The organism is Rhodoglobus sp. G.S.23 (assembly GCF_056675935.1).
Map to the genome: position 1 here is coordinate 495,773 of NZ_CM155237.1, position 17,653 is coordinate 513,425.

Sequence of the window (17,653 nt, forward strand, 5' to 3'; positions counted from 1 at the left end):
GTCCTAGGAGAAGTCGGTCGCGACGGCGTTGCGGTGGTACTCGAAAATCATGCTGGTATTGGTGGAGGCAACGCTGTGCCGGGCTGAGAGATGGTCGACGACGAAGAGCCTGACCTCAGACGAATTCGAGACCGCAATGTGCACCAAGAAGTCATCGCTCCCGCCGACAAAGAACAACTGAATGACTTCGGGCAGCTGGCGAACTTCGTCAGTGAACGCCTGAATGCTTTCTTGGCGGGCGCCCGAGCGCAGTGATACTCCGATGATCGCTTGAAGACCCCGACCGAGCTTCGCCTGATTGAGAGCGGCGTGATATCCGGTGATGAGACCGCGGTCGAAGAGGGACTTGATGCGGGTGTGGGCGGTGGATGCGGCAATGCCCACTATGGTAGCGATTGCCGCATTGCTGATGCGGGCATCTCGGGAGAGAAGCGTGAGGATCTTCGTGTCGATCGGGTCAAGGTCATCGATCATGCGAATATCCTTCGGCTGGGCGGGGCGGTGAGTAGGGTTTTAACTCCAATTCTCACCATTATAGATAATTTTTCCGAATAGAATTCGGACTTTCTCACTAAAGGCAGAATTTCTGACAGGCTTACACCACTCAACTGCGAAAGGTAAGTCGATGCAAATTTCTGTGCCCACTGAAATCAAGAACAACGAGAATCGCGTTGCGATCACTCCAGCCGGCGTCGACACCTTGGTCGCAGGCGGGCACACCGTCACTCTGCAGTCCGGAGCCGGCCTTGGAAGTGGCTTCTCCGACGAGGATTACGCGGCTGCGGGCGCGCGCATCGTCGTCGCGGCTGACGAGGTATGGGCCTCTGGCGATCTCGTCGTGAAGGTCAAAGAGCCGATCGCGTCGGAGTACGGCTACTTTCGCAAAGACCTCACCCTGTTCACGTACTTGCACCTCGCGGCCGACCGCGCCCTGACCGAGGCCCTTGTTGCTTCCGGCACCACCGCGATTGCCTACGAGACCGTTCAGGGCGACGACCGTTCGCTTCCCCTTCTCGCGCCCATGAGTGAGGTCGCGGGTCGCTTGTCGATCGTCGCTGGCGCCCACGCTCTGCTCAAGGCTGAGGGCGGCGGTGGACAACTGCTCGGCGGAGTCGCCGGAACGCCGAAAGCCAAGGTCGTCATTATCGGCGGCGGTGTGGCTGGTGAGCATGCTGCGGCCAACGCTCTCGGATTGGGCGCCAGCGTCACGATCATCGACATCTCTCTGCCCCGACTCCGGGTGCTCGAAGAGCGCTTCAACGGTGAAATCCAGACTCGTGTTTCGACTCGCTACGAAATCGCTGAGCAGCTTCTTGAGGCCGACCTTGTCATCGGTTCAGTCCTGATTCCTGGTGCCGCAGCTCCCAAGCTGGTCACTGACGAAATGGTTGCCTCGATGAAGCCCGGTTCGGTGCTTGTCGACATCGCCATCGATCAGGGCGGATGCTTCGAAGGCTCCCACGCCACGACCTACGACGACCCCACGTTCGCCGTTCACAACTCGCTCTACTACTGCGTAGCCAACATGCCCGGCGCTGTTCCTCGCACGTCCACTCGCGCGCTCAGCAATGCCACGCTTCCTTACGTTGTCGCTATCGCGAATCTGGGCTGGGATGCTGCCGCTGCCGCATCGCCGGCTCTTGCTCGCGGGCTGAACGTCGCCGGTGGCGAAATCGTCAACGCGGGTGTTCGCGCCGCAATGGCGGTTCGGTAGTCGCGGAGTGCGAGTTGCGGGCTTACCCGAACCCAGCCCGGTTGGAGTTGTTTGTTGAACCCGGGCGGGAGAAAGTGGGCGCCGCCGCTATGACCGCCGCCGCCAACCGTGAGCATCGCTCCTTCCTTCGCGAAAATGACGGGAGGCACGCAGCTAGTGGACGCGCTCCCGTCATCACCGTTGCCGGTTGACGATGGCGCAAGGATAGCGATGACGCACCGATTGCCGTCTTCGTCTCGGCTCGCATAGACGGTCATTCCGTCATCCTCGCCGAGAAACACTAGGTCGGATGACGGGAGGTCGAGACTGTCGCCTAGCCACTCCGGTATTTCCGCATCCCCAACAACGGTGTCTGCCTGTTGTTCCGGTGGAGTGACGCATCCCGCGAGAGTGAGGGCCGCGCCGATCGCAACAATCGTCGCGACCTGTTTCCTCATGCGGGAAGCCTGCCAGTCACGGTAGCCGTTCACAAGATTGAGTGACTCGTGCGGCCGTCGAGGTCCGACACTAAACCGCAATTTCACTGTGGCGGGAGTGAAACTCACGCGCCTGCGCCGTTAGCCACCCAAAGAGCAGTTCACGGTCGTGTTCGCTCGACTTGTCGTCTTCGGGATGCCACTGCACGGCAATAAGCGGAGAGGTCGGGTCGGTGCTTTCCACCGCTTCGACAACGCCGTCAGCCGCGCGACCAGTGGCGGTGAGTCCGGCGCCGACGACATCCACATCGGCGTCGGTAAAACCGTCAACGCTGATGACGCGAGCACCGGTCGCTTCGATCGCCGATTTCATGGATGCTTCGAGCCCATGAATCAGCGCCGTGAGCTCCGGCTTTTCGTGGGCGCCACCGGCCGAAGCCTTCGACAACACGATGGTGGGAACGTACTCAGGGGTGCTGGTCATGCGCGGAATCCTCTTGCCTGCATCCGGTCGCTCGGACCGCTGAGGTCAGCCTAAATGAAGCGGGATCGTCCGCCGGGGCAGGAACGAGAAGTTGATTTGCGCTTCAGCCTAAGGGTGCAACACAATTTTGCCCACGTGCGCCCGGCGAGCGAGCTCTTCTTGCGCCTTAGCCGCCTGCTCGAGCGGGAAGGTCGCCGCGACGAGAGGTGTGATCTCGCCCCGTCGCGCCATTCCCATAAGCAGCTCGAAGTGCTCGGGGGTGTGCATGGTGGAGCCGATGAGTTGCCGGTTGTGCAGGTAGAGGTCCCGAATGTCGAAGCCGATCGTGTGGCCTCCGAGCGCTCCAGCGACGACCCAGCGCCCGCCTTTGCGCAGCAGGGGTAGTCCGTCGTGAACGAGGTCTCCGGCGACAACATCGAGGGCAACGTCAATGCCACTGGGGGCGGCGGCGCGCACCTGCTCGACGATGTCGTTCGCGCGGTCGACAACAACGTGAGCGCCAGCATCCAGCACCGCCTGAATTTTGGAGCCACTGCTGATCGCGATCACGCGGGCACCGCGCGCCCGTGCCAGCTGCACAAGCGCAACACCGACACCACCGGATGCCCCGGAGACCAGCACGGTTTCACCCGACTGCAACCGGCCGCGTTCGATCATGCCGAGGGCGGTGCCGTAGGAGATGGGGAGGGCAGCGAGCTGATCGTCGCTGAGTTTCGACTCCGTCACATCATGGATGCGGTTCACCGGTGCGGTCACATATTCGGCATAACCGCCGTCGCGTTCGCTGCCCATCAGTCCCGTGATGTTGGCATCCGGCTCGTCGGCATCGTAGACGGCGGGGTCGATCACGACGCGCGAACCGAGAGCGCTTCCAGCGACGCTCTCGCCCAGTGCGACCACATAGCCAGCAACGTCAGCACCCTGGATGAGTGGGAAGTCGAGCGGACCACGCCACCCGGCGCGAGGGCCCGGCAGACCATATTCGCCTTCGCGCGTCCACAGATCCGTGTTGTTCAGAGCGGCGGCGCTCACCTTGACGAGAACTTCGCCGGCCCGCGGAACAGGAGTGGCCACCTCGGTCACGCGCAGAACCTCCGGCCCTCCGTGCTGGGTGAGCTGTACGGCACGCATGGTGGGGGCAACGTCCATTGGGGGGAGACTCCTCGTAGGTATACTGATCTGTGAACTTGTTCCACAGTACACCGATCGGTAAAGGAGTGTCGAATGTCGGAGACGAAACCGATGACAGCCGCAGGGCAGCGCATTCTGGATGCCGCCGGCGACCTCTTCTACAGCCGCGGCATTACCGCGGTCGGTGTCGACCTCATCGCCGAGCACTCGGGCGTGACCAAGCGCACCCTCTACAACCAGTTCGGATCAAAAGACCAGCTTGTGGTTGCGTATCTCGAGGAACGCGAACAGCGTTGGCAGTCGCTGGTTCTCGCAACCATCGCCGCCGCCGTTTCACCGGTTGAGGCAGTCTTCGCCCCACTCGAAGCCCTTCGCGCCTGGAACCAAACGAACCCGCGCGGCTGCGCCTTCATCAACGCGCTCGCCGAACTGCCCGACCCTGCGCATCCCGCGCACCTCATCGCCACAGCGCAGAAGCAGTGGTTGGTTGATCTGTTTAGCGAGCTGGCTACGGTCGCCGGATGCTCAACTCCCGACGCGCTCGCGACCCAACTTTTGGTGCTGCACGAGGGCGCTCTCGTCACGCAACAGCTCCCGCTCGACACCCTCTCGGTGAGCATTGATCTGGCGCGGCAACTCGTGTGGGCTGCTGCGCCAGCGCAACCGTAGCCGAGCCGGCTCGATAGACTGAGTGAGAAAATTTCAGTCTGATGGGGGCGTCATGGCAGCGGCACAAGAGACAGCGGAACCGGCGGCGACGAAGCCAATCGCGGCAAAGCCGATCGCGGTAATCGCCGGGGCGAGCGGGTTTGTCGGGCCAGCTATCGCCGACGCCTTCCGCGATGACGGCTACGCCGTTCGCCTGATCGGCCGCACCGGCGAAGTCACGTGGGATAACCCGGCCGCGATTGCCTGGCTCATCGATGGCTCGGCAATCGTCGTGAACCTCGCCGGCAAATCCGTGAACTGCCGCTACAACGTCAAGAACCGCAACGAGATTCTGCGCTCGCGGGTGGAGACAACTCGGGCATTACGCGAGGCGATTGCCGCGGCATCCGCCCCGCCCGCTATCTGGATGAACGCCTCAACGGCGACGATCTACCGCCACTCGACCGACCGCCCCAACAGCGACGACAACGGCGAACTCGGCAAGGGGTTTTCGGTGGATGTTGCCCGCAACTGGGAGAACGAATTCCTCGAAGGCGAGCTGCCGAACACGCGCCGCATTGCCCTCCGTATGGCGATCGTGCTTAGCGATGGCCCGGCCACGAACCTGCTGCTGCGGCTTGCGCGCATCGGCCTCGGCGGCCCTCAGATCGACGGTTGGTGGTTCGGTCACAATCGGTACCGCGGCATCGGCCCGACGCCAACCGGCAGCGGGCGCGCCGAAGGTCACAAGACGGGCGGCCGCCAAAAGTTCAGCTGGGTTCACCTCGACGATGTGGTGCGCGCGATCCGTTTCATCCGCGACACCGACACCATCTCGGGCCCTGTGAACGTCGCGAGCCCCAACCCCTCAGATAACCGCACCCTGATGAGTATCCTCCGTCGCGCGGCCGGTATGCCGTTCGGATTGCCTGCCTGGCGCTGGATGCTCGAGCCCGCAATGTGGGTGCTACGAACCGAACCCGAACTCATCCTCAAGAGCCGCTGGGTTGTGCCCGGCACGCTCACCGAGGCAGGCTTCACGTTTGAGCATCCTGACCTCGCGGATGCGATCGAGGAGATTACGGCGCACTAGGAAACTGAGGCCGTCAACGTGGCTCAGAAGTAGCGTTAGTTTTGTCCGAGTGCCGGTCGCGCATGCTGCACCTGGTGTCGCCGTACACCTGGTGGTCTAGTCGACGATTTCTGTCTGAGTTTTGATGAAGGCACGTTCGTCATCGTTAAGGCGCAGGGGCACCTTAGGGAGGGTGCTCGCCGACAGAGTCTCGATTTCGTTCAACACTGACTCGCTGATCTCGCCGTGGAGATCCTTCTGCAGCTCGTGCTTTGCTGAAATGGTGAGCTCAGGCCACCAGCGCTCGATAGCAGGCAGCTGTGTATTCGAATCCATGGTTGAGTCTCCGTCCTCGGTAAATCTATTGTGCACCAGATTCTATGAACGCTGACAGGTTCGGGATGGAGTGAGAAGTATCTCCGTCGTTTGCTCGCGAGCGAGGAGTAGCGTTGCTGATATAGCGGTGCATTGATGGACTGTGAAGAGCACAGCCCAGAGGTCTCCGCAGAAGGCACGGCATCCCATGAAGTTGGTCGTTGTTGGAGGAGTTGCTGGAGGCGCATCGGTCGCAGCCCGCGCGCGCAGGCTCGACGAGAGTGCAGAGATTGTCGTGCTGGAGCGCGGTCATCATGTCTCATTCGCAAACTGCGGGTTGCCGTACCACATCGGTGAAGTCATCACCGAGAGAGATCGGCTGCTTCTGCAGACGCCCGAAAGCTTGCGCGAGTCTCTCAACATCGAAGTGCGTATCGCTCACGAGGTCGTCTCGATCGACCGGCAAGCGAAGACTGTCTCGGTGCGCGAGGTCGACACCGGGCGCGAGTATGTCGAAAGCTACGACAACCTAGCCCTGTGTACGGGAGCGGAAGCAATTCGCCCGCCGCTGCCCGGCATCGACCTACCCGAGGTGCACGTTCTGCGTCGCATTGGCGACATGGATGCCATCAAGACCGAACTCGATAGTGCCCTTCAGCAGGCGGCGAGTGGCGCTCGCGGCCCCGTGCGTTGTGTAGTGATCGGCGCTGGGTACATCGGGCTTGAGATGGCCGAGAACCTCAAACATCGTGGCGCAATCGTGGATGTCGTGGAGCTGAGCGACCAGATTCTTCCCCCTCTCGACCATGAGATGTCGGTTCCCGTAGAGCACCACCTCCGCAGCCGGGGCATCACCCTTCACCTCTCTATCGGCGCTGCCGCTTTCACGCCCCGCACCGGCGGCGGTGTGAAGGTGGAACTCACGAACTCGACCACTCTTGAAGCGGATGTCATCATCCTCTCTGTCGGAGTGCGCCCGAGCGTTGGGCTTGCGAAGGATGCTGGCCTTGAGCTCGGTGAACATGGCGGGCTGGCGGTTGACACCCACATGCGCACCTCTGACCCATTCATTTGGGCGGCGGGCGACTCGGTTGAAACTCCGAATACGGTGTTGCCGGGTTCCTGGCTCGCGCCGCTTGCCGGTCCTGCCAACCGAGAAGCGCGGGTTGCTGCCGAAAATATTTGTGGGCGCGACACCGAATACAAGTCAACTCAAGGCACCTCCATTGTGAAGGTGTTCGAGATGCTGGCGGGTGGCACCGGCGCGACGGAACGTCAGTTGCGTGCTGCAGGAGTGACGTATCGCGCCGTGCACGTGCATCCGTCTGGTCATGCCGGGTACTACCCGGGCACCGCGATGATGCACATCAAGTTGCTGTTCACTCCGGACACCGGAAAGGTGCTTGGCGCTCAGGTCACCGGTTTCGATGGTGTCGATAAGCGACTCGACATTTTTGCCACTGCTCTCCGAGCCGGGCTCACCGTCTGGGATCTCGAAGAACTTGAGCTCGCCTACGCTCCACCCTTCGGTTCAGCCAAGGATCCCGTGAATATGGCGGGCTTTGTCGCCAGCAACGTACTACTCGGTGACCTCAACCTCTGGTACGCGCAGGACTACCCCAAGGTCACAGACGGGGCGCGCATCATTGACGTGCGTACACCAGAAGAATTCTCCATCTTTCACCTGCCCGGTGCCGAGAATGTGCCACTCGCGACCCTCCGCACCGACACCGGTGACTGGGACCGGTCAACAGGCCTTCGCCTCTACTGTTCCGTCGGGTTCCGCAGCTATCTCGCGTACCGCATCCTCGTCCAATTGGGATTTACGGATGTCGCCACGCTGTCGGGCGGATCGGAAACATTCCGGGCGTGGCATGAGGTTGAGCCCCTCGATGTCGGCCCCATCGAGCCCGAGACTTCATATGCGGAAGCCGCGGCAACACTCGATGCTGCTCGTGTGGCCGCCCATGTAGCGAACGGCACTGGAGTATCCGTAAACCTCGATTGCACCGGGCTTGCGTGTCCCGGTCCAATCATGAAGCTCGCCACAGAGATGAAAAATCTCAATCCCGGTGACGAGGTTGTCGTGCACGTCTCTGACCCTGGTTTCGCGAGCGACGCGCCCGCGTGGGTGCGCCGTAATGGGCACGAGCTTCTCGCCATCGAGCCCGAAGGCCCCGGCTATGTTGCCACCATTCGCAAGGCCGGGCCGGACGCGCTCATGCGTGCTGGAGGGGGAGGAATTGTTGCCGCACCGGCCACTCCCAAGGTGTCCTTCGTTGTCTTCTCCGGCGATCTCGACAAGGTAATCGCCGCTTTCATCATCGCCAACGGTGCCATCTCAATGGGCGAAGAAGTCTCTATGTTCTTCACCTTCTGGGGACTCAATGCGCTTCGCCAACAGAAGCCACCGAAGCGGGAACGTAAAGTCATGGACAAACTATTCGCCGGGATGATGCCTGCGGGTGCCGACAAGCTCACGCTCTCCCAGATGCACATGATGGGGGCAGGCACGGCGATGATCAAAAAGACTATGAAGAAGAACGGCGTTCACTCACTGCCCGAACTCATGGAATTGGCAATGGCTGGCGGCGCCCGCGTTATCGGCTGCACCATGACAATGGACCTTCTCGGCATCGCCGAATCTGACCTCATTGATGGCGTCGAGCTCGGCGGAGTCGCCACGTTCTTGGGCGAGGCGGCCGAGTCGACAACGACCCTCTTTATCTAGCGGCTAGGAGAAAACAACCGCACGCACCGGTGCACCGTCGGCGTCGATGCGCAGCGGGAAGAACCCGACGCGCACGTGCTTGGAGAGTCCAGCGAGCCCCGTGATGTTCTCGATGATGAGCCCATCGCTTCCCAAGACGACCTCGTGCACGGGAAAGTCGGTCGAGCCCTCGCCAGTGGGGTCGGGGCTGAGAGTGTCGACGGCCAATAAACGCATGCCGCGGCGCATGAGTTCTGCTGCGGCATCCGGATGAATCGCAGGATGGTTGAGCGCTTCGTCTGAACCGAAGTGCTTAGCCCATCCCGTGTTCATGATGACGATGGCGGGCACCGTCAGCGGCAGGTCACCCAGAGCGGCGGTGATCTCGTCGAGGCCGTACGTGGCACGGGCTGCTTGCGGCGCGAGGTGCACAACAAGTGCGTCGCCAACGAGTTCGTCGAGCGCGATCGCTGCCGTGGTCCGGCCCCCAGAAACGGTGTGCGAAGGAGCATCGAGGTGGGTGCCGGTGTGTGATCCCAGGTGGAGCAGGCTGACGTCAACGCCATCCTGCTCCACGCTGAGCGCGCTTTCGATTGAGACCGCAGGGTCACCGGGGTAAACCTGCATTCCACTGGTGATGGGGTGGCTCAGTTCGCGCATGGGGTACCTGATTCCTGGTGTGGCTTTGCTGTGGGTTAGGCGACGGGGCTGGCAGTGGTGTCCGCGTCGGCATCCGCAGTCTCGGCGAGGTGCTGGCTGCGCACGGCCTGATGACGGCCCCGTTCGCGAAGCATGACTGCAAGGTAAAGCACGAAGGTGAGAATGAACGCCGGGATGGTTGCGCCGATCGGCAGTGGCCAGACGTAGGCCCAGACATACGACATGGTGGCGCCGATGACCCAGATGGCGACCGCGAACCAGTTGACCCCGGCCGTGTACCAGTAGCGACCGCCGCGGGCCTCAAGGATGTCCTTCGTGTAGGCGCCGCGCTTCACGATGTAATAGTCGACGATCATGATCGCGAGGACCGGCACGAAGAAAGCACCGATCACGACAAGGAAATCGGTGAACTGGTTGAGCAACTGCAACCAAGTCGATCCGAGAATCGAGATACCGCCGAGAATGAGCGCGGTTGGCAAGAACTTCAGCTTGCTTCCGACCTTGGCATTGACCACTGACGTGACCATTCCGTAAACAACCATCGTGTTGGTTGCCATCACTGAAAGGAAGATGATGATTGCCAGTGGTGCACCAAACGCGGCGACGATTGTTGTCGGGTCGAATGCAGCTGCTTCATCTCCGGAGAGCAAGACGTAGACGAAGGCGGTGAGGCCGAGCGTCATCGCGGTAACAGTGGAGACCGTGTAACCGATACCGGAGCCGATTACGCCAGCCTTGGTGGTGCGCGCAAAACGGTTGAAGTCTGCTGAGAGCACGGTCCACGAGATCGCGGTGGCGATCACAATGTCGAGCACGATGATCGGGGTGAACCCGAGGCTGGGGTCAGGAGCAACAGCCTGGAAATCGCCAAGGTCGAAGGCGGTGAACGCGGTAACGAAGACCCACGCGATGATGACGAGGATGAGCACCGCGAGCCACGGCTCGATCTTCGAGATGCCCTCATGGCCAAGAATCGCGAGAATCACGACGATGCTTTGGCAGATGACGGAGAACAGGATCGGGTTCGAGTACCCGGTCGCGCTCTGAACGAGGAAGTTCACGGTGACACCGGCGAGCATCGCTTGCACCCAGCTCCACCCCATGAGCACGATGACGTTGGCGGCAACCGGAAGCAGGCTGCCGCGAGTTCCGAAAGCGCCGCGCGTGATTGCCATGGTTGGCAGCCCCGTGCGCGTACCGATTGCGCCGATTGACGTGAGCACGACGGCACCGGCAAGAGTTCCGACGACAATCATGAGGAAGGCGGTGGCGAAGTCCACTCCAGGAACAAACAGTGTTCCCGTGAGGAGTGTCGTGACCACAAGGTTGGCTGCGAGCCAGATCATGCCGATTCGCAGCAGAGAATACGTTCCTTTGACGGGTTTTCCGCCATCCGATTGATCTTGAGTGTGCTTGCTTAGACGGGAATAGAGCGACATTGCTTCTGTCTCCTGGGTAGGGGTCGGTAGGGGGTGAGTAGTTACGGGGCAGGGTCGGGAACTGGCGAAAGGTGTTCGTGTACGGCTAGCAGCTGGTCGTTCTCGGCGCGGAACACGATGGTTTCGCGCTCGCGGTAGGAGTCCTCGCCGTCACCAGTGTCGACGCGAGTGAAAACGTTGTGGCTAAACACCGCGCCTCCGGGGAACGACTGCACTGAGGCATCCGATGATTCGCAGTCGAGAACTTTCCAGCCGCCCTCAACCCAGCTCGCCCAGAGACGTTCGTATTCGGCGCGGTCATTGAGGCGAGCGGGTTCGGTGTGAAAGATGAAAGTTGCTTCTGGCGCAAAGCCGCGAAAGTAGCGGTCGCCGTCGGTGGCCGTGAAAGCGTCAACGATGGCGGATGCTGCGCTGAGCACGTCATCCTCGTGCGGTGTTGTCGTGCTCATGGTGAGCTCCTCTAGCTCTCGGGTGTTGCGGTTGGCTGATGGGTGTCGCGGGGAGCCATGGCGCTGATCAGTTCGTAGGCGACGTGACTGGCGGCGACGGCGGTGAGTTGGGCGTGGTCGTAGGCGGGGGCGACCTCGACAACATCGGCTCCGACGATGTTTTTGTCGGAGAGTGCGCGCAGCATCCGCAAAAGCTCACGGCTGGTGAGGCCACCAGCCTCTGGGGTTCCGGTGCCTGGCGCGTGCGCGGGGTCGAGCACGTCGATGTCGATGGAGATGTAGAGCGGCTTGTCGCCGATGCGGTCGCGGATGCGTTCGATTGCTACCGCGACGCCGTGGTCTTCAACGTCTTCGCTTGTCACTACGGCGAATCCGAGGCGGCTGTCGTCGGTGAGGTCTTCTGCGCTGTAGAGCGGCCCGCGGGTGCCGACGTGCATGCTCGCGGTGAGGTCGATGAGTCCTTCTTCGGATGCGCGGCGGAAGGGCGTTCCGTGCGTGACGGGGGCGCCGAAGTAGGTGTCCCAGGTGTCGAGGTGGGCGTCGAAGTGGAGAACGGCTACTGGCCCGTGCTTCTTGGCGATAGCACGCAGGAGGGGGAGCGCGATGGTGTGGTCGCCGCCGATGGTGACAATCCGGTCGGCGCGCGTGGCGAGTTCGAGGGCCGCGGCTTCGATCTCAAGAATCGCTTCGTCAATGCTGAAGGGGTTTGCGGCGATGTCTCCGGCGTCGGCAACTTGCTGAACGGCAAACGGGGACACGTCTTGCGCCGGGTTGTAGGGGCGAAGTAGGCGTGACGCCTCACGAACGTGTGCCGGGCCGAAGCGAGCCCCTGGTCGGTAGCTCACGCCACTATCGAAGGGAATGCCCACGATTGCTATGTCGGCGTGCTCGACGTCTTCGAGGCGTGGGAGACGAGCGAATGTGGCAATACCGGCAAAGCGAGGCACAATACTTGCATCGACCGGGCCAACAATAGGTTTCGTCATAGTAAACTTTCGATAATCAGCAGTAAACGTGAACTCACAGTAAACCCCGAGGTGCGCCTCGTCAACCCCGGTTAGTGATGGAGTAGAGCTATGAGACCGTTGTCGCCCTCGCCCAGTGCCGAAGCCCTTGCCATTGGAGCGCGCATTCGCAGTGCCCGCAAAGCTCAAGGTTTTACGCTCGAGCAGATCGCGACCTCTGCCGGGCTAACCAAAGGTTTCTTAAGTCGGCTCGAGCGCGATGAGACATCGCCGAGCGTTGCCACCCTTGTGCAGTTGTGTCAGGTTCTTTCGCTCGAAATCGGGTCGCTGTTCGCCGAGCCCGAGGCTGTCAAGATCTCATTGGCCGACGCGCCCCACATCAACCTTGGTGGTCAGGGGGTGGATGAACGGCTCATCTCTCCGCGCAACGAATCCCGGGTTCAAGTCATCCGCACCCACATGCAGCCCGGCGCCAACGGTGGGGATGCGTTCTACACGATCAGTTGCGAAGTGGAAGTGCTGCACGTCATCTCTGGTGCGGTCACCGCACGCTTCGTGGATCGTGAGATCCCTCTCGCCGCGGGTGACTCGCTCACGTTCCCCGGCCGGGAACCCCACAACTGGGACGCCGATGCTGAACTCGGTGCCGAAGTCATCTGGACAATCGTGCCTGCTACCTGGCGCGGAGAATAGAGCGTTTTTCACACGCCCATGACCCGACGTCTGCGCAGCGATCATGTGTCGTGGATTCTGAGCTCTCAAACGAAACCTCGCTTTTTCCTTTCGGATTTGTCAGATTTGTCGGATTCTGGTGTTGGTCATTCGTTGCTTGAGTAGATGACGTTCCACGAACGAAGGAGTTTCGATGAAGTTCATGATGTTTGTCTGCACGGATGCCGAGCCGGATACCGCAACGGATGAAGGCGAAACGCCGATCGATGAATGGGCGGCGAAAAACGATGCCTCCGGTGTGCGGGTCGACGGTAACCGACTACGGCCACCGCAGGACGCGACGGTCGTCCGCAAACGCGGAGGCAAAGTGTTGGTGACCGACGGTCCATTCGCTGAGACTCACGAGTGGATTGCAGGGTTCGACATTCTCGAGTGCGCCGATCTCGATGAGGCCATTGCGGTGGCTGCTGATCACGAGATGGCTCGCCACGGACGCATCGAGTTGCGGCCTTTCTGGCCATTTGGCGAGTGAGCGAACCGGCGGCTGCGCTGGCCAAGGTGATGGAGAGCGAGAGGTTGCGGATCATCGCCACCTTGATACGCACGACCCGTGACTTTGGCCTAGCGGAGGACGCCCTTGCCGACGCTGTGGAGCGTGCGCTGCGGAAGTGGCCAGAGGATGGAATCCCCGCAAATCCGGCGGCGTGGCTGACCACCGTTTCCACCCGCCGTGCGCTTGATCTGCTGCGCCGAAGCTCGCTGGAGCGACGCAAGCTCAGTGAGCTTCACTACAGCGATGCCGCGCGCGATTCGGATTCCCCTGACGACGACAGAATGCGTTTGATCTTTGTGTGCTGTCACCCCGCACTCTCGATGGAAGCCCGCGTCGCGCTGACGCTCAAGGTGATTGCCGGTCTGCCAACCGAGGCCATCGCGCGCGCATTCTTCATAAGCGAGGCGACGATGTCGCAACGCCTTCTGCGCGCTAAACAGAAGATATCCAACGCTGGCATTGCCTATCGGGAACCGAGCTCAGGCGACCTCGCGGACCGTCTCGACGCGGTGTTGAGTGTGGTTTATCTCATCTTCACTCATGGCTATTCCTCTCACTCGACCAGACTTGCCGAGGAAGCTCTTCGGTTAGCTAACCTTCTGGTGGAACTAGTGCCGAAGTCGGATGAAGTTCGCTGCCTGCTGGCGCTACTTCTCTTTCAGCATTCGCGCCGTGACTCTCGCGCACACAACGGTCAGCCAGTGACGCTCGAACTCCAAGACCGTTCTTCTTGGGACGCCAGGATGGTCACGGATGCCAGCAAAATACTGGCACGTCAGCCCGAGCGGGCTCGTGGTCCATACCGAATCCAGGCGGAACTTGCCGCAGTGCATGCCACCGCCCCCACCGCAGGCGCAACGAATTGGCCTGTGATCGTCGCGCTCTACGATGAATTGTTGGGGATTAGTCCCTCGCCCGTGGTGGAACTTAATCGGGCAGTCGCACTGGGGATGTGCCACGGACCGAATGCGGGCCTTGCCGCACTCGAGAACATCACGAGTCTCTCTCGATTGGCCGGTAACCACTTGGTCCCCGCCGTGAGGGGAGATTTGTTGGCACGCGCAGGCCAGGTCGCCGAGGCGGTCGCAGCCCTACGGGAGGCCGCCGAGCTGGCTCCCACCGACCACGAGCGGCGTGCGCTGCTACTACGAGCACTCGAATTACAGGAGACGCGATGACGCAACAGATCGATTCAATAGGCGACCGGATCAGTGAGTTCACCCTTTCCCTTTCTGACGGTGGAGTGTTGCACGTCTACGACGCTGGCTCCGCCGACGATGGTGCACTGGCGTTGCTGTGGCATCACGGCACGCCAAATACTGGGGCTCCACCCGCCCCACTCCTCGATGCAGCTGCCGCTATGGGGCTGCGTTGGATAGGCTACGACCGGCCCGGTTATGGAGGCTCGTCTCCCGCTCCCGATCGCCCCGTCTATTCCGCCGCGGGGTACGCGGAGGCCGTGGTCGATTTTCTGGGAATCGAGCGCTTCGCCGTGATGGGTCACTCTGGCGGTGGGCCCCATGCGTTGGCGGTCGCCGCGATGCTCCCTATGCGAGTCGTCGCAGCTGTCGCCATTGCGAGCCTAGCTCCACTGGGCCGAGACGGGCTCGAGCCGGAGGTGTATACGGCAGGGATGGCCGCCACAGGTATCGCGAGCCTGACAGCAGCCATCGAGGGGCGCACAACTAAGGAATCCTACGAAAAAGAGCACGGTGACGATTACGACCCCGAATTCACCCCCGGTGATCTGGCCATGTTCGAGGGGGAGTGGTCGTGGTTCATCGACGTGGTACGCGCTGGCGCCGCATCTGGCCCAGCACCGGCCATTGACGACGACCTCGCTTACGTGCGTGATTGGGGATTCGACCCCGCATCGATCCAGGCTCCCACCCTGCTTCTCCACGGTGGCGCTGACAGAGTTGTGCCACCGGCACACTCCCAGCGTCTGGCTGCATCCATCCCGGGCGCCGAGTTGAGGCTGGAGCCGAGCGCTGGCCATATTTCGGTGATTGACGGCGCAATCGATGCTCTCGCGTGGATCGCGCGACAGAAAGATTAAGCGTGCCTTCGCCGCGGGAATGTCAGTGGCCCAGAGTATGTTTTAAAGAAAGTTAGGCGACACGCCGAGACACTACATGTTGTGTAATGACATGGGTGTCATTCCCCGTATATAGTGAAATATCCGACAAACCGTCGGTAAACTTCGAGAAGACTTTAAGGAGGATCGAATGGACAACGACAACGACAACGTCGGTGGATACGCAATTCCCGTCGACCCAATGGATCTTCTGCAGTGCGACAGTTGCCAGTAAAAACTTACTGAGCTCGCACCTCAAGAGATTCCTGAAGCCCCGGCAGACCATCGGTCACCGGGGCTTCACTCGTTAATATGCAGAACGTTCAACATTGCCTAAGCTGGACTCCGTGCCAGTCAATAAAGAACTCGAAGGCCGGGTCTTCCCGCCAACAAGCCCCTACCTCGTCGGTCGAGAAAAAGTGCGCGAATTCGCCCGTGCCGTCTTCGCCCAAAGCTCCCTCAACCACGACCCAGCAGCAGCGCGTGCAGCAGGCTACGCCGACGTCGTCGCCCCACCCACGTTCGCCGTTGTCATCCAAGAAGCAGGCCTCGCCCTCCTCCTGGCAGCACCAGACACTGGCATCGACTTCTCCCGCATCGTGCACGGAGAACAAAAGTTCACGTACACACGGCCCATCGTCGCCGGCGACGAACTCACCGCCATCCTCACCGTCACCAGCATCAAATCCCTCGGCGGAAACGACATGATCACCGCCGAAACCGCCATCAGCGACGCAAGCGGCAGCCACGTCGTCACCGCAACCTCCGTACTCGTCATGAGAGGCACAGAATGAGCGACCTCACCGTCGGGCAAGAACTCATCACCGGCAAAGTAACCCTCACTCGCTTCTCCCTCGTGCGCTACGCCGGAGCATCCGGCGACTTCAATCCCATCCACTACCGTGACGACGTCGCCGCCTCGGTCGGCCTCCCCGGAGTGCTCGCCCACGGAATGCTCACCATGGGCCTCGCCGTCCAACCCGTCATCGACTGGATGGAAGACCGCGGCGAACTCGTCGAATACGGTGTGCGCTTCACTCGCCCCGTCGTCGTCGACGGCAACGGCGGAGTCACCGTCACCGTCACCGCCAAAGTCGGCGCCATCGAAGATGACGTCACTCGCATCGATCTCACCGTTAGTGCCGCCAACCAGACCGTGCTCGGCAAATCCCAAGTGAGGGTCAAACTCCACAAATGACAGACAGCCCCGCTAGCGAAACGCTGATGCTCGCCGACCTCACCACCATGAAAGTTGGCGGGCCCGCAAACACCCTCTTGCGACCAACCACAGAGGAAGAACTCCTCGAAAACGTGCGTGCGGTCTGGAAACGCGGAGACGACTGGCTGCTCATCGGGGGCGGCTCCAACATGGTCATCAGCGATGAAGGATTCGACGGCACCGTCATCCACATCGCTACCAAAGGAATCCACGTTGTCTCCCAAAACGAGACCTCGTTGAGCATCCGCGTGCAAGCGGGCGAATCGTGGGATGGCCTAGTCGCGCGCCTCGTCGCTCGCGGTTGGGCTGGCATTGAAGCACTCAGTGGCATTCCCGGATCTGTTGGCGCAGCTCCCATCCAGAACATCGGCGCTTACGGTCAAGAAGTGGCAAGTGCCCTCGACGGTATCGACTTCCTGGACTATTCCAGCGGCGACCTGGTGCACTTGAGTACAGCAGAACTTGAACTCGGCTACCGCAGCTCCGTCATCAAAAGTGGCCGTGCAGGTCTCGTAGTAGCCGTGCACCTCACCCTCACCGCATCGCCAACAAGCACAGTGCAGTACCAACAACTCGCCACGGCGCTCGGAGTGAACATCGGCGACAAAGTGCCCGTGCAACAAGTTCGCGACACCGTGCTCGCGCTGCGGGCATCCAAAGCAATGGTGCTCGACCCCAACGAACCAGACTCGGCAAGCTGCGGCTCGTTCTTCACGAATCCGATCGTTCCCGAAAACATTGCACGAGCACTGCCAGCCGATGCCCCACGCTGGGTAATCGACGATGAACCTGTTGCCGACATTGTGGTTCCGCTCGGAGAAGCTCCCGCCCTGCCGCCCGTGCCACAACAGCGAATGGTGAAGTTGAGCGCCGCCTGGCTCATCGAACACTCCGGTGTGAAAAAAGGCTTCCGGCTGCCTGGATCGCGCGCCGCCATCTCGTCAAAGCACAGCCTCGCAATCGTCAATCGAACCGGAGCGGATGCCGCCGAAGTGGCAGAACTTTCGCGCTACATTGCCGCCAGAGTGCTTGGCGAATACGGCATTCGCCTGCAGCCAGAACCCGTCGCCGTTGGCGTCGAACTCACCTAGATTGCCGCAGCCCTTAGTCGCTACGGCACTTTTTCGTT

At 61.2% G+C, this 17,653-nt stretch carries 19 protein-coding genes; 11 read left to right on the plus strand and 8 right to left on the minus strand.

The genetic code is table 11. The annotated features are described in order from the left end of the window. Positions 1-3: 3 nt before the first annotated feature. Positions 4-474, minus strand: coding sequence for an Lrp/AsnC family transcriptional regulator (locus AC1ENN_RS02415; protein WP_449648398.1), 471 nt, complete (start codon positions 472-474; stop codon positions 4-6). Between the two features lie 151 nt (positions 475-625). On the opposite strand from AC1ENN_RS02415, the gene ald reads away from it, so the two are divergent. Then, on the plus strand, positions 626-1,714 hold the full coding sequence (gene ald, locus AC1ENN_RS02420) for an alanine dehydrogenase (protein WP_449648397.1): 1,089 nt from the start codon (positions 626-628) through the stop codon (positions 1,712-1,714). Between the two features lie 507 nt (positions 1,715-2,221). Here the strand turns inward: ald and AC1ENN_RS02425 are convergent. Both AC1ENN_RS02425 and AC1ENN_RS02430 read right to left on the minus strand, forming a co-directional pair. Further along, positions 2,222-2,614 (minus strand): gamma-glutamyl-gamma-aminobutyrate hydrolase family protein, encoded by a 393-nt coding sequence (locus AC1ENN_RS02425; protein WP_449648395.1) that lies wholly within the window; start codon positions 2,612-2,614, stop codon positions 2,222-2,224. 108 nt (positions 2,615-2,722) lie between these two features. Then, positions 2,723-3,763: a zinc-binding dehydrogenase gene (locus AC1ENN_RS02430; RefSeq protein WP_480406605.1), complete on the minus strand. Its 1,041-nt coding sequence runs from the start codon at positions 3,761-3,763 to the stop codon at positions 2,723-2,725. Between the two features lie 75 nt (positions 3,764-3,838). On the opposite strand from AC1ENN_RS02430, the gene AC1ENN_RS02435 reads away from it, so the two are divergent. Together AC1ENN_RS02435 and AC1ENN_RS02440 are read left to right on the plus strand one after the other, a co-directional pair. Further along, positions 3,839-4,414 carry a TetR/AcrR family transcriptional regulator gene (locus AC1ENN_RS02435; RefSeq protein ID WP_480406606.1) on the plus strand — a complete coding sequence of 192 codons (576 nt, stop codon included), beginning with the start codon at positions 3,839-3,841 and terminating at the stop codon, positions 4,412-4,414. A gap of 52 nt (positions 4,415-4,466) precedes the next feature. Continuing rightward, positions 4,467-5,486, plus strand: a complete 1,020-nt coding sequence (locus AC1ENN_RS02440; RefSeq protein ID WP_480406607.1) for an epimerase — start codon at positions 4,467-4,469, stop codon at positions 5,484-5,486. A 96-nt stretch (positions 5,487-5,582) separates the two neighbouring features. Here the strand turns inward: AC1ENN_RS02440 and AC1ENN_RS02445 are convergent, their stop codons facing one another. Then, positions 5,583-5,801: a hypothetical protein gene (locus AC1ENN_RS02445; RefSeq protein ID WP_480391673.1), complete on the minus strand. Its 219-nt coding sequence runs from the start codon at positions 5,799-5,801 to the stop codon at positions 5,583-5,585. Positions 5,802-5,988: 187 nt separating this feature from the next. Between AC1ENN_RS02445 and AC1ENN_RS02450 the strand changes: the two genes are divergently transcribed. Beyond that, a complete protein-coding gene (locus tag AC1ENN_RS02450; protein ID WP_480406608.1) occupies positions 5,989-8,511 on the plus strand; it encodes an FAD-dependent oxidoreductase in 2,523 nt (840 codons plus the stop codon). A gap of 3 nt (positions 8,512-8,514) precedes the next feature. Here the strand turns inward: AC1ENN_RS02450 and AC1ENN_RS02455 are convergent, their stop codons facing one another. From AC1ENN_RS02455 to speB, 4 genes are read right to left on the minus strand one after another with little or no spacing between them, the layout of a single operon-like run. Continuing rightward, the gene (locus AC1ENN_RS02455) at positions 8,515-9,150 is read right to left on the minus strand and encodes a cyclase family protein (protein WP_449648389.1); all 636 of its coding nucleotides are present in this window, start codon (positions 9,148-9,150) and stop codon (positions 8,515-8,517) included. A 35-nt stretch (positions 9,151-9,185) separates the two neighbouring features. Beyond that, a complete protein-coding gene (locus AC1ENN_RS02460) occupies positions 9,186-10,589 on the minus strand; it encodes a purine-cytosine permease family protein (protein ID WP_480406609.1) in 1,404 nt (467 codons plus the stop codon). 41 nt (positions 10,590-10,630) lie between these two features. Beyond that, on the minus strand, positions 10,631-11,038 hold the full coding sequence (locus AC1ENN_RS02465; RefSeq protein ID WP_449648387.1) for a YybH family protein: 408 nt from the start codon (positions 11,036-11,038) through the stop codon (positions 10,631-10,633). A gap of 11 nt (positions 11,039-11,049) precedes the next feature. Continuing rightward, on the minus strand, positions 11,050-12,024 hold the full coding sequence (gene speB, locus AC1ENN_RS02470) for an agmatinase (RefSeq protein ID WP_449648386.1): 975 nt from the start codon (positions 12,022-12,024) through the stop codon (positions 11,050-11,052). Positions 12,025-12,114: 90 nt separating this feature from the next. Between speB and AC1ENN_RS02475 the strand changes: the two genes are divergently transcribed. The 7 genes from AC1ENN_RS02475 to AC1ENN_RS02505 all read left to right on the plus strand — a co-directional run bounded on the left by AC1ENN_RS02475 (position 12,115) and on the right by AC1ENN_RS02505 (position 17,615). Further along, a complete protein-coding gene (locus AC1ENN_RS02475) occupies positions 12,115-12,696 on the plus strand; it encodes a helix-turn-helix domain-containing protein (protein WP_480391676.1) in 582 nt (193 codons plus the stop codon). Positions 12,697-12,868: 172 nt separating this feature from the next. Next, complete coding sequence (locus tag AC1ENN_RS02480) at positions 12,869-13,207, plus strand: YciI family protein (protein WP_449648384.1); 339 nt, start codon at positions 12,869-12,871, stop codon at positions 13,205-13,207. Beyond that, on the plus strand, positions 13,204-14,406 hold the full coding sequence (locus tag AC1ENN_RS02485) for an RNA polymerase sigma factor (RefSeq protein WP_449648383.1): 1,203 nt from the start codon (positions 13,204-13,206) through the stop codon (positions 14,404-14,406). The genes AC1ENN_RS02480 and AC1ENN_RS02485 overlap by 4 nt, the downstream gene beginning before the upstream one ends. After that, positions 14,403-15,287 carry an alpha/beta fold hydrolase gene (locus AC1ENN_RS02490; protein ID WP_449648382.1) on the plus strand — a complete coding sequence of 295 codons (885 nt, stop codon included), beginning with the start codon at positions 14,403-14,405 and terminating at the stop codon, positions 15,285-15,287. Before AC1ENN_RS02485 ends, AC1ENN_RS02490 begins: the two co-directional genes overlap by 4 nt. Positions 15,288-15,652: 365 nt before the next feature. Then, on the plus strand, positions 15,653-16,099 hold the full coding sequence (locus AC1ENN_RS02495) for an FAS1-like dehydratase domain-containing protein (protein WP_449648381.1): 447 nt from the start codon (positions 15,653-15,655) through the stop codon (positions 16,097-16,099). After that, on the plus strand, positions 16,096-16,503 hold the full coding sequence (locus AC1ENN_RS02500) for a MaoC/PaaZ C-terminal domain-containing protein (protein ID WP_449648380.1): 408 nt from the start codon (positions 16,096-16,098) through the stop codon (positions 16,501-16,503). The genes AC1ENN_RS02495 and AC1ENN_RS02500 overlap by 4 nt, the downstream gene beginning before the upstream one ends. Then, positions 16,500-17,615 carry a UDP-N-acetylmuramate dehydrogenase gene (locus AC1ENN_RS02505; RefSeq protein ID WP_449648379.1) on the plus strand — a complete coding sequence of 372 codons (1,116 nt, stop codon included), beginning with the start codon at positions 16,500-16,502 and terminating at the stop codon, positions 17,613-17,615. Before AC1ENN_RS02500 ends, AC1ENN_RS02505 begins: the two co-directional genes overlap by 4 nt. Positions 17,616-17,653 lie beyond the last annotated feature (38 nt).

Excerpts from the sequence above, each read along its gene's own strand:
- AC1ENN_RS02455 (WP_449648389.1), bottom strand. The coding sequence starts at position 9,150 with ATGCGCGAACTGAGCCACCCCATCACCAGTGGAATGCAGGTTTACCCC.
- AC1ENN_RS02490 (WP_449648382.1), top strand. The coding sequence starts at position 14,403 with ATGACGCAACAGATCGATTCAATAGGCGACCGGATCAGTGAGTTCACC.
- AC1ENN_RS02475 (WP_480391676.1), top strand. The coding sequence starts at position 12,115 with ATGAGACCGTTGTCGCCCTCGCCCAGTGCCGAAGCCCTTGCCATTGGA.
- ald (WP_449648397.1), top strand. The coding sequence starts at position 626 with ATGCAAATTTCTGTGCCCACTGAAATCAAGAACAACGAGAATCGCGTT.
- speB (WP_449648386.1), bottom strand. The coding sequence starts at position 12,024 with ATGACGAAACCTATTGTTGGCCCGGTCGATGCAAGTATTGTGCCTCGC.
- AC1ENN_RS02460 (WP_480406609.1), bottom strand. The coding sequence starts at position 10,589 with ATGTCGCTCTATTCCCGTCTAAGCAAGCACACTCAAGATCAATCGGAT.
- AC1ENN_RS02480 (WP_449648384.1), top strand. The coding sequence starts at position 12,869 with ATGAAGTTCATGATGTTTGTCTGCACGGATGCCGAGCCGGATACCGCA.
- AC1ENN_RS02505 (WP_449648379.1), top strand. The coding sequence starts at position 16,500 with ATGACAGACAGCCCCGCTAGCGAAACGCTGATGCTCGCCGACCTCACC.
- AC1ENN_RS02435 (WP_480406606.1), top strand. The coding sequence starts at position 3,839 with ATGTCGGAGACGAAACCGATGACAGCCGCAGGGCAGCGCATTCTGGAT.
- AC1ENN_RS02415 (WP_449648398.1), bottom strand. The coding sequence starts at position 474 with ATGATCGATGACCTTGACCCGATCGACACGAAGATCCTCACGCTTCTC.
- AC1ENN_RS02450 (WP_480406608.1), top strand. The coding sequence starts at position 5,989 with ATGAAGTTGGTCGTTGTTGGAGGAGTTGCTGGAGGCGCATCGGTCGCA.
- AC1ENN_RS02430 (WP_480406605.1), bottom strand. The coding sequence starts at position 3,763 with ATGGACGTTGCCCCCACCATGCGTGCCGTACAGCTCACCCAGCACGGA.
- AC1ENN_RS02465 (WP_449648387.1), bottom strand. The coding sequence starts at position 11,038 with ATGAGCACGACAACACCGCACGAGGATGACGTGCTCAGCGCAGCATCC.
- AC1ENN_RS02500 (WP_449648380.1), top strand. The coding sequence starts at position 16,096 with ATGAGCGACCTCACCGTCGGGCAAGAACTCATCACCGGCAAAGTAACC.
- AC1ENN_RS02440 (WP_480406607.1), top strand. The coding sequence starts at position 4,467 with ATGGCAGCGGCACAAGAGACAGCGGAACCGGCGGCGACGAAGCCAATC.
- AC1ENN_RS02445 (WP_480391673.1), bottom strand. The coding sequence starts at position 5,801 with ATGGATTCGAATACACAGCTGCCTGCTATCGAGCGCTGGTGGCCTGAG.
- AC1ENN_RS02425 (WP_449648395.1), bottom strand. The coding sequence starts at position 2,614 with ATGACCAGCACCCCTGAGTACGTTCCCACCATCGTGTTGTCGAAGGCT.